We start from the raw sequence: 13,771 nt of genomic DNA, 5'->3' as shown, positions 1-13,771 counted from the left end.
CCCTTACTCATCAGTTGACGTGGTATCTCTCTCGGGCCCTTCCGAGGCCCGCCGCTCCGTGGCGATCAGCTCGTTCAGCCAACGCACCTCGCGTTCGACCGACTCGAGCCCATGGCGCTGCAGCTCAAGCGTGTAGCTGTCGAGCCGCTCCCTGGTACGGGCCAGCGCCGTGCGCACGCTGTCGAGGCGCTCCTCCAGGCGGCTGCGGCGGCCTTCGAGGATGCGCAGGCGCACCTCGGCCTCCGTGTGCCTGAAGAAGGCGAAGTGCACACCGAAGCTCTCGTCCTCCCAGGCTGACGGGCCGGCCTGGGTCAGCAGCTCCTGGAGGCGTTCCTTGCCCTCCGCGGTGAGCTTGTAGACGATTTTCGACCGGCCGCCGACGATCGTGGCGGGAGCGGGCTGCTCCTCCACGATGAGGCCCTGGGCCAGTAGTGATCGCAGACAGGGGTACAGCGATCCATAGGAGAACGCACGGAACATGCCCAACAGGGCGTTGAGCCGTTTGCGCAGCTCATAGCCGTGTAGCGGCTGTTCGTGCAGCGACCCGAGCACGGCTAGCTCCAGAACTCTGCCTTGTCCGCTGGCCACTGGAACCGCCCCCTCTCGCGTCGATGTATCGAGTCGATACATCCAGAGGATACGTCGATTCGCTATAAGGCCGCAATCAAAGGATTTGCCAAGCCGTTGGGATGATTCGGTAAAACGCCGTAGTCTGGCGCTCATGTGGTCACAGCGGAGGGTGGTGGACTACGGCCTCGCCAAGCGGGCAGCGGTCCGTTCCCTGGAGGTGGGCCGTGCCTCGCGCGGGGACCTCTGTGACGCACAGCCGTACCTCCTTCGCGCGGCCCGCGTGTTCGGCGAGCCGACCGAACGTCTCTGCCCGGTGTGCGAGAGGGAGAACGTCACCAACGTGACCTATGTCTTCGGCGATTCGCTGGGACGGCATGCCGGTCAGGCAAAGGCCACGTCAGAGCTTGTCGAAATGGCCCATGATTACGATGAGTTCCGGGTGTACGTCGTCGAGGTCTGCCAAGGTTGTTCCTGGAACCACCTGACGGTCTCGTTCGTCCTCGGCAACGGACCGCCAGACCTCGTCGGCCAACCGTGAACACCGAGGGCGGCGAGTCACCTCACGCCCATACGCCGTTTTTATCCGACGACGATGCGAGGACGTGTGAGTAACAGCATGAATGAGGGGACGGCCCGCCCGGGAAGGCGCCGTCGCTCCAACTCATCCCGTTCTGTGCCCCCAGGTTCTCCTCCCCAAACCGGCGATTCCGATTGGGGTGCCTCGCAGCAACAGCGTCGTCCTGAAGCCGCGTACGAGCAGACGGGCGCGATGTCCGCGCAGCCGTACGGCGACCCCGCCTCCGGGCCGCAGCCCCAGCGCGGGGCGCCCCAGGGGCGCGAGGAACCGACGCCGCGCGGCCGCTCCCGGGCCCGGCAGGACACGCGTTCGCTGAGCAACCAGGAGACGATGGTCAGCGACGCGCCGCCCAGGCGCTCGCGCCGGGCGAGCGGGCAGGGCGAGCCGCCCGAGCCGCCCGGCCCGCCGGACAGGAAGCGCGGCGGCTGGCGCCGGTTCGTGCCGAGCTGGAAGATCGTCGTGGCCAGCGTGGTCGTGCTGGCGGCCGGCATCTTCGGCATGATCATGGTCGCGTACAACCTCACGCCGGTGCCCGAGGGCACGCAGGCGTCGGCGGTCGCGCAGCAGAGCACGCTCTACTACCGCAACGGCAAGGTCCTCGCCAAGCTCGGCGTGCCCCGGCAGACCGTCACCATCGACAAGATGGCGGAGACGGTCAAGGACGCCACGGTCGCCATCGAGAACAAGACGTTCTACGAGGACTCCGGCGTCTCCCTCTCGGGCATGGCCCGTTCGGTGTGGATGACCGCGACCGGCCAGCAGCTCCAGGGCGCCTCGACCATCACCCAGCAGATGGCCCGCGGCTACTACGACGGCCTCAGCCAGGAGGTCTCCGTCAAGCGCAAGCTCAAGGAGATCTTCGTCGCGGTCAAGCTCAACCAGTCGCTGTCCAAGGAAGAGATCCTCGCCCGCTACCTCAACACCGTGAACTTCGGCCTCGCCTACGGCGTCGAGGCCGCCTCGCAGGCGTACTTCGGCAAGAACGTGCACGCCAAGGACCTGACCCCCGAGCAGGGCGCCTACCTGGCCGCCCGCATCCAGCGCCCGAGCTGGGGCCCCGACGACCCCGGCCTGCGCGACCGGTGGAGCACGACCATCAAGTACATGGCCGAGCAGTGGCCCCAGAAGTACGGCGACCTGCCGGCGAAGGCGAAGTTTCCGAAGATCCGCAAGGGTGAGACCAAGGAGGTCTACGCGGGCCTGCGCGGCTACATGATCACGCAGGTGCTGGAGGAGCTGAAGCAGCGCAAGCTCACCCCCGACATGGTCAGGAGCGGCGGCTACCAGATCACCTCCACCTTCGACGAGAACCTCATGAAGGCCGCCAAGACGGCGGTGGAGACCGAGCTGGCGACCAGGTCGAAGGAGTACCACGCCGGGCTGGCGGCGGTCGACCCGAGGAACGGCCGCGTCCTGGCCTTCTACGGCGGCTCGAACTTCCTCACCGACCCGTTCAACGAGCCCTTCGACGCCAACAAGCAGGCCGCGTCGGCGTTCAAGCCGTACGTGCTGGCCGCCTGGCTGCAGGCCGGTTACTCGCTCAAGAGCTACGTGCCGGGCAACCAGACCGTGCCGAAGGTCATCCCGGGTCAGCAGAAGGACGGTTTCCGCAACAGCCACAACGTCGGCCAGGCCGTCGACGTGGTCAAGGCCACGGCCCAGTCCGTCAACACTGCGTACGTGTCGATGGCGTACAAGCTGCCCGGGAAGCTCGACGACGTGAAGGAGCTCGTGGAGAACGCCGGGTTCGACAAGGGGCGCATGGACCAGGACGTCAGGGACCACCAGTTCCAGTTCGCCATCGGCAGCGCCCTGGTGAAGCCGGTCGAGCAGGCCGCCGGGTATGCGATCTTCGCCAACGGCGGCAAGTACACCAAGTACCACGTGGTCCAGGACGTCAAGCTCAACGGCCAGGTCGTCTACCCCGAGCAGCGGACCTCGACCAGGGTCATCGACGCCGAGGTGGCCGCCGACGCGACGACCGCCATGCAGGAGGTGCTGAGGAGCGGCACCGCCGCCGGCCAGGGCCTCGGCAACCGGCCCGCGGCCGGCAAGACCGGCACCAACAACGACGAGAAGGAAGCCTGGTTCGTCGGTTACACCCCGCAGATCTCCACGGCCGTCGGGTTCTACCGCGAGCAGTGCGTGACCAAGACGGGCAAGATCGTCCAGCCCATGCATTCCAACTGCCCGGAGACTCCCGGCGGCAAGCCGCACAAGAAGTACAACACGGACAACCCGTATACCAGGGCCAAGGAGGTCTCGCTCGGCTTCGAGGGCGCCGGCCCGCCCACCGCGACCTGGCGGCGGTTCATGCTCGCCGCCCACGAGGGCAAGCCGATCGAGCAGTTCCCGCAGAAGGCCGACATCGGCCTGCCGGAGAACATCGTGGAGCGCCCGGTGCCGACGCCGACGCCGACCGCCACGAACCCGTTCGACGACGGCGCGGACAACCCCTTCGACGACGGCAGCGACCAGAACTGCCTGGTCGCGCCGTGCAACGACGACAGCGGTGACGTCACCGACGACTCCCAGGACACCGGCATCCCCGAGGCCGACGACCACGGCATCCTGAGCGGCGGCGGAGGCGGCAAGGCGCCCGACTCCCGGCCGACGGGAACCTCGCAGATGAGCGCCCGACACGAGGAGTGGTGACCACGACCGAGGCACGCGTCCCGCTGGCGGCGCGTGCCGTGCCGTACCTGCCCCTGGGGCTGATCGCCGCCCTGGGGGCCGTCCTCGGCTACGTCGTGCGGCTGCCGTGCCGGACCGGTGGATGGAACGACCAGGTCCAGACGTACACGAACTTCTGTTACACCGACATCTACCCGCTGTACTTCGACCGGCAGCTCGCGACCCAGAACCCGTACTTCGCCGACGTGCCGTTCGACAAGCAGGTCGAGTACCCCGTGGTGCTCGGCGAGGTGATGCAGGTCATCGCCTGGATCTCGCGGAAGCTGGAGCTCGACCAGGTCGCGCAGGCCGTCCGGTTCTACGACCTCACGGTCCTGCTGCTCGGCGTCTGCCTGGTGGCCGGCGTCCTGCTGATGGCGGCGGTGGCCGGGCCCACCCGCAGGTGGGACGCGTTGTGGTACGCGATCTCGCCCGCCGTGATCCTGGCCGCGTACATCAACTGGGACCTGGTCGCCGGCGCGCTGTCGATGGGCATGCTGCTGGCCTGGGCGCGCAGGCGGCAGGTGCTCGCGGGCGTGCTGCTCGGGCTGGCGATCGCCACCAAGTTCTACCCGTTGATGTTCCTCGGCGCGCTGTTCCTGCTCACGCTGCGGACCGCGCGCTGGCGGCCGTTCCTGGTGACGCTGGGGTCGGCCGCGGGGGCCTGGCTCGTGGTGAACGTGCCCTTCATGGTCTTCGCCTGGGACGGCTGGCGCCGGTTCTACGTCTTCTCCCAGGAACGCGGGATCGACTGGGGCTCGCCGTGGCTGTTCTTCCAGCGCAAGGGCTGGGGGGTCCTGGGCGAGGCCGACGTCAGCACCCTCGGCATGGTGACGCTGGCCGCGCTCTGCCTGGGCATCGCCGTGCTCGCGCTCACCGCGCCGCGCCGGCCCCGGCTGGCGCAGCTCTGCTTCCTCGCCCTGGCCGCTTTCATGATGACGAACAAGGTGTGGTCGCCGCAGTTCGTGTTGTGGCTGGTGCCGTTCGCGGTGCTGGCCAGGCCCAGGTGGAAGCCGCTGGCGTTGTGGCAGCTCGCCGAGGTCTGGTACTTCGCGGCGATCTGGCTCTACCTGCTCGCCCAGCCCCCCCTCAGCAGGGACGACCTGGGCATCGGGGACGACACGTACTTCACCGCCGTCTGGGGACGGGTCATCACCATCGGGATCATGATGGCGTTCGTCGTCCGTGACATCCTGCGTCCGGACCGGGACGTGGTGCGCCAGGACGGCGTCGACGACCAGGCGGGCGGGGTGTTCGACGACGCCCCCGACCGGTTCGTGCTGAAGACAAGATGATCACCCGCTCGGCCGCTCGGGACGCGCTGCTGCTGTGGCTCGGATCGCGGGCCGGGCTCCTGCTGTCCACGCTGCTCGGCCTGACCCTGGCCGAGTACGCCGGCAAGTGGCGCCAATGGGACGCCGGCCTGTTCGTCACCATCGCCCAATACGGGTACGACGGCGAACCGGGCAAACCACCCGATGACGGCCTGCCCGCGTTCTTCCCCGGCCTGCCGGTCGTGCTGCGCGCGGTGCATCTCGTGGTGCCCGACTGGGCGATCTGCGGGCTGCTGATCTCGCTGGTCGCCGGGGCGGTGGCCATGGTCGCGCTGGCCCGGCTGGCCGAGTTCGAGGGCGCGACCGGCTGGATGGCGGTGCTGGCGCTGCTGCTGTTCCCGATGGCCGTGTTCCTGGCGGCGGGCTACAGCGAGTCGCTGTTCCTGGCCTTCGCGATCCCCGCCTGGCTGGCCGCCCGGCTCGGACGCTGGCCGCAGGCCGTCCTGCTGGCGGCGGGGGCGTCGTGCGTGCGGATCACCGGACTGTTCCTGGCGGTCGCGCTGGCGGCGGAGTTCGTCAGGAGCAGGGAGTCGTGGCGGCGGGCCGGCTGGCTGGCGGTGCCGTTCCTTCCGCTGGCGGCGTACTCCTTCTACCACTACCGGCGGTCGGGCGACTGGCTGGCGTGGAAGCACGCGCAGGAGGCCGGCTGGGGACGCGACTTCGTCTGGCCCTGGGAGGCGTGGCGCACGACGTGGAACTCGGCCATGGGCACCGACGACTTCGCGGTGGCCTTCCGCATGGAGATCGCCGGGGCCGTGCTGGCGGTGGGCGTGCTGGTGTGGCTGCTGGCGCTGCGCAGGTGGAGCGAGGCCGTCTACTGCGGGTTGCAGGCGGCGGCGCTGATGACCTCGGCGTACTACCTGTCGATCCCGCGCTCGCTGCTGCTGTGGTTCCCGCTGTGGGTCCTGGTCGCCAAGGTCGCGACCAGGAAGCCGTGGGTGATCGTGCTGTACGCGATGATCTGCGGGCCGCTCATGTACCTGAACGCGGCCCGCTTCCTCACGGGCGCCTGGGCGGGGTGAAACCTCTACCCGTTTCTTCGCCTCGGTAATCCAGGGAAGTTATCCACAGGCTGTGTGCTTTCGGTCCGGAGACGTTCAGAGGTTCTTGCGCAGGAACGCGATGTCGTCGGCCTGGCCCTCGCCCGGCGTCTCCACCACGACCGGGGCGCCCGCCGCGCGGCAGACCGCCAGGATCAGCTCCGGGTCGATCTTCCCCTGACCCAGATTCGCGTGCCGGTCGGCGCCGGAGTCGAAGTCGTCGCGCGAGTCGTTGCAGTGGACGAGGTCGATCCGGCCGGTGATCGCCTTGACCCGCTCGACCAGATCGACCAGCTCCTCGCCGCCCGCGTGCGCGTGACAGGTGTCGAGGCAGAAGCCCACGTCGAAGCCGTCGAGCGCGTCCCACAGACGGGCGATGCGCTCCAGCTTGCGGGCCATGGCGTTGCCGCCGCCCGCGGTGTTCTCGATGAGCACGGGGATCGGGCACTCCATGCGCTCGAACACCTTGCGCCAGTTGTCGAAGCCCACCTGCGGGTCGTCGCTCTTGTTGACGTGGCCGCCGTGCACGACCAGGCCCTTGGCGCCGAGCCCCGCGGCCGCCTTGAGGTGCTGTTCGAGCAGCTTGCGGCTGGGGATCCTGATGCGGTTGTTCGTCGTGGCGACGTTGATCAGGTAGGGGGCGTGGATGTAGACGTCGACGCCCTCGACCGGCTTGTCCGGCAGCACCGGCTTGGCGTAGCCCTGCGGGTCGCCGAGGAAGAACTGCACGACCTCCGCCCCGACCCGTTCGGCGTGAGCGGCGGGATCGTCCTGGTCGACGTGAGCTCCGATACGCACCATGTCAAGGAGCTTATCCGTTTGGCGGAACCGCCTCCGGGAAGACGCCCGGCACCCCCTACCCCCGAGGAGAGCGCACATGACACGCTGGCGGCTGCGGGCGCTGATCTTATTGGTCTACGTGATCGTCGGAATCTACGTCGCCTGGATCTACGACTACATCACCCCGGGTCTCCTCCGGGACGTCGCCGAGGCTCTGCTCGCGGTGTTCCTCTGGTTCCTGGTGCTGCTCGGCATCGACCTGCACATCGGCAGGTGAGTCACATATACCCGACGGCCCCGGCGTCACCGGGGCCGTTCGGCGGGCACGAGGCCCGTCAAGGATGCGGCAGGAAGCCGCCGTGGGCGATGCCGAGCACGGCCCCCACGAACGAGGCCACCAGGCCGACGATGTTGACCGAGCGCTGCGGCGTGGTCACCGAGATGTACTGCGAGTAGAGCCCGGTCCCGAAACCGAGCGTGCCGATCCAGGACGAGATCACGTGGGCGGCGGGGAAGAACGCGGCGACGAACGCCACGAGCCCGCACACCAGTGTCGCGATCGCCAGGCCGTTCTCCACCGGGTGAGAGCGTCCGTCGGTGTTGAGCGTGAGCCTGAACCGCTCCCTCTCTGAGGGATGAAGCACATGTGGCACAGCCGCCACCCCCTTGGTTTCCTACAGGCCTTCCCACCTACTCGTGGCTGGTAACCTGGGCAGCGCTGCGTTGTGATGGGTGACCCATCGCCCCGGGGCGCCGAAATGGGGCGCCGCGGCCTGACGTCAGCGTCCTCCTGTCACGGCAGAGTGTCGTGACCGCAAAAGTCCAGAGGAGGTTGGAGTCCCGCATGCGTCGTTACGAAGTAATGGTCATTCTGGACCCTTCGCTCGATGAGCGCACTGTCGCGCCGTCCCTCGACCAGTTCCTCACCGTGGTCCGCAACGACGGCGGCACCGTGGAGAAGGTCGACGTCTGGGGCCGTCGCCGTCTCGCCTACGACATCGACAAGAAGTCGGAAGGCATCTACGCCGTCATCGACCTGTCCGCGGAGCCCGCGACGGTCAAGGAGCTCGACCGCCAGATGAACCTCAACGAGGGCATTCTGCGCACCAAGGTCCTGCGCCCGGACGTGCACTAGCCACAGGAAAGCCGCGAAGTGGGCCGTCCCTCCGGGAGGCGGCTCAACGAGCGGGTTTCTTGTTGACGACCACCGGCTTTTTGTCGGAGAGCACCCGTACTCTGAGCCGTAACCCAAGCGAAGGCGTGCAGGAAGGCGAGCGCTAGCCATGGCAGCAGGCGACACCGTAATCACCATCGTCGGCAATCTTGTCGACGACCCGGAGCTGCGCTTCACCCCGACGGGTCAAGCGGTGGCTCGATTCCGCATCGCGTCCACTCCGCGGTTCATGGATCGCCAGACCAACGAGTGGAAGGATGGCGAAAGCCTCTTCCTGACCTGCAACGTGTGGCGGCAGGCGGCGGAGAACGCCGCCGAGAGCCTCCAGCGCGGCATGCGGGTCATCGTGCAGGGGCGGCTCAAGCAACGGTCTTACGAGACCAAGGAAGGCGAGAAGCGCACGGTCTATGAGGTCGAGGTCGACGAGGTCGGCCCGTCCCTGCGCAACGCCACGGCCAAGGTCAACCGCACCACCCGCCAGGGTGGCGGCGGTGGCGGCGGCTTCGGCGGCGGTCCCGCCGACGACCCGTGGGCCTCTGCCTCGCCCGCCCCGCCCCAGGGCGGCGGCTACCAGGGCGGTGGCGGCGGCTTCGGCGGCGGCGGTGGCGGCAACCAGGGCGGCGGCTTCGGCGGCGGCAACGACTTCAGCGACGAACCGCCTTTCTAACACCTGTCCACAAGCCCGAGTCCATTCCCGCCCGAAAGGCGGGGCTCTGAGAGGAGCACCACGATGGCTAAGCCGGCACTGCGCAAGCCCAAGAAGAAGGTTTGCCTGTTCTGCCACGACAAGATCTCATACGTCGACTACAAGGACACGGCGCTGCTGCGGAAGTTCATCTCCGACCGCGGCAAGATCCGTGCGCGCCGGGTGACGGGCAACTGCACCCAGCACCAGCGCGACGTGGCGACCGCGATCAAGAACGCCCGTGAGGTGGCTCTGCTGCCTTACACGAGCACCGCGCGCTAAGGAGGTCTGTCGACATGAAGCTCATCCTCACCAACGAGGTCTCCGGCCTCGGCGCCCCTGGCGACGTCGTCGAGGTCAAGGACGGCTACGGCCGTAACTACCTCATCCCGCGCGGCTACGCCATGCGCTGGACGCGTGGCGCCGAGCGCCAGATCGAGACCATCAAGAAGGCTCGCGACGCTCGCGAGATCCGCGACCTCGGCACCGCCAAGGAGGTCGCCGGCCAGCTCGGCGCCCTGCGCGTGCGGCTGTCCACCCGCGCGGGCGAGTCGGGCCGGCTGTTCGGCTCGATCACCACGGGCGACATCGCCGACGCCGTCAAGGCGGCCGGTGGCCCGATCCTCGACCGCCGTCGCATCGAGATCCGCAACCCGATCAAGAGCGTCGGGTCGCACAAGATCACCGTCAAGCTCCACCCCGAGGTGTCGGCGTCCGTCGACGTCGACGTCGTGGCCGGCTGACGACTGCTGATCAAGCCCCTCTCCGTCAGGAGGGGGGCTTTTTCGCGTTCCGGGGGACCGGCTGCCACGGTGGCGCGTTCCCCTGCGGGACCGGCTGGCCTGGTGACCTGCGCACTTCGTTCCTATGGGGGCCGCGTAGAATGCCTGCGTTCTTTGTGTGTGTTTCCCCCTGGAGGCTCTGCCATGGCCCGTTCCACGATGCTGCTTGCGATCGGTGTGCTCGCGGTAGGGGCCGTCGCATGTGCCCCTGCCGACCAACCGGCCGCCACGGCGACCGGTTCCGCCCCGACCGGCTCCGCGGCGGCCGACGCCTGCGCCAAGGACCAGCTCAAGCTCGTCAACGGCGGCAAGCTGACCGTCGGCACCGACAAGCCGGCCTACGAGCCGTGGTTCAAGGACGACGACCCCAGCAACGGCCAGGGGTTCGAGAGCGCGGTGGCGTTCGCGGTGGCCGGTGAGCTCGGCTTCGACCGGACCGAGGTGGAGTGGAGCACGGTCAAGTTCGACTCCGCGTTCGCGCCCGGCGCCAAGCAGTTCGACTTCGACGTCAACCAGGTCTCGATCAACCCCGACCGCGCCAAGGCGGTCGACTTCAGCAAGGGCTACTACACGGTCAAGCAGGCCGTCGTGGCGATCAAGGGCAGCAAGTTCGCCGAGGCCAAGAGCCTGGCCGAGCTCAAGGACGCCAAGTTCGGCGTCCAGGTGGGCACCACGTCGCTGGCCGGCGTCAACGACGTGATCAAGCCGTCCGCCGAGCCCAACGTCTACAACGACCAGGTCGACGCCGTGAACGCGCTGAAGAACAAGCAGGTGGACGCGATCGTCGTCGACGTGCCCACCGCGTTCTACGTGACGGCCGCCCAGGTGGAGAACTCCAAGATCGTCGGCCAGTTCAGCTCGACCGGCGGCACGCCGGAGGAGTTCGGGCTGGTCATGGAGAAGGGCAGCGCGCTCAAGCCCTGCGTCGACAAGGCCGTCGACTCGCTGAAGTCGAAGGGTGAGCTGGCGAAGATCGAGCAGGAGTGGCTGGGCTCGGCGGCGGGCGCGCCCGAACTGTCGTGAGCCCGACCGGTAAGCCCGTGAGCGAGCACGTCCCCTCGCAACGTCAGCTTGAGCGCGAGCGCGTCCGCAGGTCGCGGGCGCGCCGCTCGGCCTCGATCGCGACGGCCTCGACGATCGTGTTCATCGTCCTGGTCGTCGTCCTGGTCACGAACTCGCCCGGCTGGCCCCGGGTCCAGGAGGCGTTCTTCTCTCCCGAGTGGTTCGTCGCCGCGCTGCCCAAGGTGCTGGAAGGGTTCCTGCTCAACATCAAGATGTTCCTGATCGCCGAGCCGCTGATTTTGATCATCGGGCTGCTGGTGGCGCTGGCCAGGGGCATCACCGCGCCCGCCTTCTTCCCGATCAGGGCCCTGGCCACGCTCTACACCGACGTCTTCCGCGGCGTGCCGACGATCCTGGTCATCTACCTCGTCGGATTCGGGCTGCCCGCGCTGCGGTTGCAGGGCATCCCGACCGACCTGGCGACGCTGGGCGTGATCGCGCTGACGCTGTCGTACGGCGCGTACGTGGCCGAGGTGTTCCGCTCCGGCATCGAGTCGGTGCATCCGAGCCAGATCGCCGCCGCCCGCTCGCTGGGCCTGAGCCACTTCAAGGCCATGCGGTTCGTGGTGCTTCCGCAGGCCACCCGCCGGGTCGTGCCGCCGCTGCTCAACGACTTCGTCTCGCTGCAGAAGGACACCGCGCTGGTGGCCACCATCGGGCCGCTGGAGGCGCTCAGGCAGGCCCAGATCATCGCCACCAGCAAGTTCAACTACACCCCCTACCTGGTCGCCTCGCTGGTGTTCATCCTGCTCACGATCCCGATGGCCAGGTTCACCGACCACCTGGCCGCCCGTACGCGCAGGAGGCGTGGCGCATGAGCCTGCTGACCATCGAAGGGGTGTGGAAGAACTTCCACGGCCACAGCGTGCTGCGCGGGATCGACCTTGAGGTGCAGCCGCACGAGGTCGTCAGCCTGATCGGCGCGTCCGGGTCGGGCAAGTCCACCCTCCTGCGCTGCGTGAACCTGCTGGAGACCGTGGACGACGGCGCCATCCACCTCGACGGCCAGGAGATCACCGACCCCCGCGTGGACGTCGACGACGTGCGCAAGCGGCTCGGCATCGTCTTCCAGGCGTTCAACCTGTTCCCGCACATGAGCGTGCTGGACAACATCACGCTCGCGCCCCGGCGGGTGCTCAGGACGTCCAAGGAACAGGCCGAGGAGCAGGCGCACGAGCTGCTGGCCAGGTTCGGGCTGGCGGCCAAGGCCGGCGCGTACCCCGACCAGCTCTCGGGCGGGCAGCAGCAGCGGGTGGCGGTCATCCGGGCGATGGCCATGCAGCCGAGGCTCATGCTGCTGGACGAGGTCACCTCGGCGCTCGACCCCCAGCTGGTGGTGGAGGTGCTGGGGATCATCAAGGAGCTCAAGGAGTCGGGCATGACGATGATCCTCACGACCCACGAGATGAGCTTCTGCCGCGACATCTCCGACACCGTGTGCTTCCTCGACGACGGGGTGCTGGTGGAGAAGGGGCCGCCGGAGAAGATCTTCGCCGCACCGGAGCAGCCGCGGACCAGGGAGTTCCTGCGCAGCGTGCTCGAATCCGGCCGCCTCTAGCGGCGGTGACGGCCCCGGCCGGGTTCGGCCGGGGCCTCCCGCGGGGTGGCCAGCAGGCTGTTGCGGCGGCCGTACAGAAGGTAGACCAGCAGGCCGAAGGCCATCCACAGGACGAACCACGCCCAGGTGAGCAGGCGCAGGTTGAGCATCAGCCACAGCGTGGCGACCAGCGAGAGCGCGGGCAGCAGCGGCGAGAGCGGCACGCGGAAGCCGCGTTCCAGGTGCGGCATGCGCCGCCGCATCACGATCACGCCCGCCGCCACGAACAGGAACGCGAACAACGTCCCGATGACGACCAGTTCCTGCATGGTGAGCACCGGGACGAACTCGGCCAGCACGATCGCGATGAACCCGATCACCAGCGTCACCCGCGACGGCGTGTGGTACCTGCGGCTGACCGTGGCCAGGCCGCGCGGGATCAGCCCGTCGCGGGCCATCGAGAACAGCACCCGCGTCTGACCCACGATCAGCACCAGGATCACGGTGGTCAGCCCGAGCACCGCCCCCGCGTCGATGACGTGCACCATCCAGTCCACGCCCACGGCGCGGAACGCGCTGGACAGCGGCGCGTCCCCGCTGATCTTCGTGTACGACACCATGCCCACCATGACCAGCGCGACCGCCAGATAGATGACCGTGGCGATCACCAGGCTGCGGATCATGCCCTTGGGCACGGACTTCGGCGCGTTGACACTCTCCTCGGCCGAGGTCGCGACGATGTCGAAGCCGATGTAGGCGAACGCGATCGCCGAGGCCGCGGCGAAGACCCCGAACCAGCCGAAGGCCATGCCGTGCCCGGCGAAGAGCTCGATGACGGTCTGCGGGCGGACGGGCAGGGCCTTGGGCTCGACGTAGAAGTCGCCGTAATTGGCCACGTCGATGTGGGTCAGGCCCACGACGATGACCGCCCCGATGGCCAGCAGCTTGGCCGACACCATGATCCACAGTGCCCGCAGCCCCACCCGCGCGCCGAGGGCCACGATGCCCGTCAGCAGCACCAGGATGACCAGGACGAGCACGTCGTCCACGCCTCGCGGCACCCGTACGCCGAAGTCGGCGACCGCCTTGACCGCGATGGACGCCCACGCCCTGGCCACCACCGCGGCGGCGAACTGCAGCTCCAGGATCAGCGCCCAGCCGATGATCCAGGCCCAGACCTCGCCGAAGATGACGTACGTGAAGGTGTAGGCGCTGCCCGACGTCGGCATCGTGGACGACAGCTCGGCGTAGCACAGGCAGGCGAGCAGGCACGCGATACCGGCGATCATGAACGAGAGGATCACGCCGGGACCGGCCATGGTGTGGGCCTGCTCGCCGGCGATGCTGAAGATGCCGGCGCCGATGATCACACCGAGACCGAGAACGACGAGGTCGGCCGGGCGGTAGACCTCGGACAGGCTGTGCCGGGCGCCGGTGCGTAACCCGGTCGCCTCTGACGGTGGCAGTCGTCGAAGAATCGTGGACACGGAACACCCCGCTCAGGGAACTCGCCCACTCTGTCTCACCACTTGGACAACGGCAAGCACAGGACGATTA

16 protein-coding genes are annotated in these 13,771 nt (G+C 68.3%); 12 read left to right on the top strand and 4 right to left on the bottom strand.

What is annotated here, in order from left to right; translation table 11 throughout:
• Positions 1-3 precede the first annotated feature (3 nt).
• On the bottom strand, positions 4-588 hold the full coding sequence (locus ACIBQ6_RS15780; RefSeq protein WP_352322949.1) for a PadR family transcriptional regulator: 585 nt from the start codon (positions 586-588) through the stop codon (positions 4-6).
• Positions 589-721: 133 nt separating this feature from the next.
• On the opposite strand from ACIBQ6_RS15780, the gene ACIBQ6_RS15775 reads away from it, so the two are divergent.
• The 4 genes from ACIBQ6_RS15775 (at position 722) to ACIBQ6_RS15760 (ending at position 6,176) form a co-directional block, all read left to right on the top strand.
• A complete protein-coding gene (locus tag ACIBQ6_RS15775) occupies positions 722-1,108 on the top strand; it encodes a DUF5318 family protein (protein WP_352322948.1) in 387 nt (128 codons plus the stop codon).
• A 231-nt stretch (positions 1,109-1,339) separates the two neighbouring features.
• Positions 1,340-3,802, top strand: a complete 2,463-nt coding sequence (locus ACIBQ6_RS15770; RefSeq protein ID WP_397212552.1) for a transglycosylase domain-containing protein — start codon at positions 1,340-1,342, stop codon at positions 3,800-3,802.
• A complete protein-coding gene (locus ACIBQ6_RS15765; RefSeq protein ID WP_397212550.1) occupies positions 3,799-5,115 on the top strand; it encodes a glycosyltransferase family 87 protein in 1,317 nt (438 codons plus the stop codon). Before ACIBQ6_RS15770 ends, ACIBQ6_RS15765 begins: the two co-directional genes overlap by 4 nt.
• Complete coding sequence (locus ACIBQ6_RS15760; RefSeq protein ID WP_397212548.1) at positions 5,112-6,176, top strand: mannosyltransferase family protein; 1,065 nt, start codon at positions 5,112-5,114, stop codon at positions 6,174-6,176. The genes ACIBQ6_RS15765 and ACIBQ6_RS15760 overlap by 4 nt, the downstream gene beginning before the upstream one ends.
• 75 nt (positions 6,177-6,251) lie before the next feature.
• On the opposite strand, the gene ACIBQ6_RS15755 is transcribed toward ACIBQ6_RS15760, so the two are convergent.
• On the bottom strand, positions 6,252-6,995 hold the full coding sequence (locus ACIBQ6_RS15755; RefSeq protein WP_357973988.1) for a deoxyribonuclease IV: 744 nt from the start codon (positions 6,993-6,995) through the stop codon (positions 6,252-6,254).
• A 76-nt stretch (positions 6,996-7,071) separates the two neighbouring features.
• Here ACIBQ6_RS15755 and ACIBQ6_RS15750 point away from each other — a divergent pair, with 76 nt between their 5' ends.
• Positions 7,072-7,251 carry a hypothetical protein gene (locus ACIBQ6_RS15750; RefSeq protein ID WP_357973985.1) on the top strand — a complete coding sequence of 60 codons (180 nt, stop codon included), beginning with the start codon at positions 7,072-7,074 and terminating at the stop codon, positions 7,249-7,251.
• Between the two features lie 58 nt (positions 7,252-7,309).
• Here the strand turns inward: ACIBQ6_RS15750 and ACIBQ6_RS15745 are convergent, their stop codons facing one another.
• Entirely contained in the window at positions 7,310-7,552 is a 243-nt protein-coding gene (locus tag ACIBQ6_RS15745) for a hypothetical protein (RefSeq protein WP_358291234.1), read from the bottom strand.
• 266 nt (positions 7,553-7,818) lie between these two features.
• Between ACIBQ6_RS15745 and rpsF the strand changes: the two genes are divergently transcribed.
• The 7 genes from rpsF (at position 7,819) to ACIBQ6_RS15710 (ending at position 12,235) form a co-directional block, all read left to right on the top strand.
• A complete protein-coding gene (gene rpsF / locus ACIBQ6_RS15740; RefSeq protein WP_026214314.1) occupies positions 7,819-8,109 on the top strand; it encodes a 30S ribosomal protein S6 in 291 nt (96 codons plus the stop codon).
• A gap of 148 nt (positions 8,110-8,257) precedes the next feature.
• Positions 8,258-8,815, top strand: coding sequence for a single-stranded DNA-binding protein (locus tag ACIBQ6_RS15735; RefSeq protein WP_352322941.1), 558 nt, complete (start codon positions 8,258-8,260; stop codon positions 8,813-8,815).
• A 63-nt stretch (positions 8,816-8,878) separates the two neighbouring features.
• On the top strand, positions 8,879-9,115 hold the full coding sequence (gene rpsR / locus ACIBQ6_RS15730; RefSeq protein ID WP_020543048.1) for a 30S ribosomal protein S18: 237 nt from the start codon (positions 8,879-8,881) through the stop codon (positions 9,113-9,115).
• A 14-nt stretch (positions 9,116-9,129) separates the two neighbouring features.
• Positions 9,130-9,576: a 50S ribosomal protein L9 gene (gene rplI / locus ACIBQ6_RS15725; protein ID WP_352322940.1), complete on the top strand. Its 447-nt coding sequence runs from the start codon at positions 9,130-9,132 to the stop codon at positions 9,574-9,576.
• A 183-nt stretch (positions 9,577-9,759) separates the two neighbouring features.
• Positions 9,760-10,638 carry an ABC transporter substrate-binding protein gene (locus tag ACIBQ6_RS15720; protein ID WP_397212546.1) on the top strand — a complete coding sequence of 293 codons (879 nt, stop codon included), beginning with the start codon at positions 9,760-9,762 and terminating at the stop codon, positions 10,636-10,638.
• A gap of 17 nt (positions 10,639-10,655) precedes the next feature.
• A complete protein-coding gene (locus tag ACIBQ6_RS15715; RefSeq protein ID WP_397212544.1) occupies positions 10,656-11,495 on the top strand; it encodes an amino acid ABC transporter permease in 840 nt (279 codons plus the stop codon).
• Positions 11,492-12,235 carry an amino acid ABC transporter ATP-binding protein gene (locus ACIBQ6_RS15710; RefSeq protein ID WP_397212542.1) on the top strand — a complete coding sequence of 248 codons (744 nt, stop codon included), beginning with the start codon at positions 11,492-11,494 and terminating at the stop codon, positions 12,233-12,235. Before ACIBQ6_RS15715 ends, ACIBQ6_RS15710 begins: the two co-directional genes overlap by 4 nt.
• Here ACIBQ6_RS15710 and ACIBQ6_RS15705 read toward each other — a convergent pair.
• A complete protein-coding gene (locus tag ACIBQ6_RS15705; RefSeq protein ID WP_397212540.1) occupies positions 12,232-13,701 on the bottom strand; it encodes an APC family permease in 1,470 nt (489 codons plus the stop codon). The two genes, ACIBQ6_RS15710 and ACIBQ6_RS15705, sit on opposite strands and share 4 nt — an antisense overlap.
• Positions 13,702-13,771 lie beyond the last annotated feature (70 nt).

The sequence above is a fragment of the Nonomuraea sp. NPDC049655 genome (genome assembly GCF_044465465.1).
Classification (GTDB): Bacteria; Actinomycetota; Actinomycetes; order Streptosporangiales; family Streptosporangiaceae; genus Nonomuraea.
This window is presented reverse-complemented; position numbering and strand designations above follow the sequence as displayed.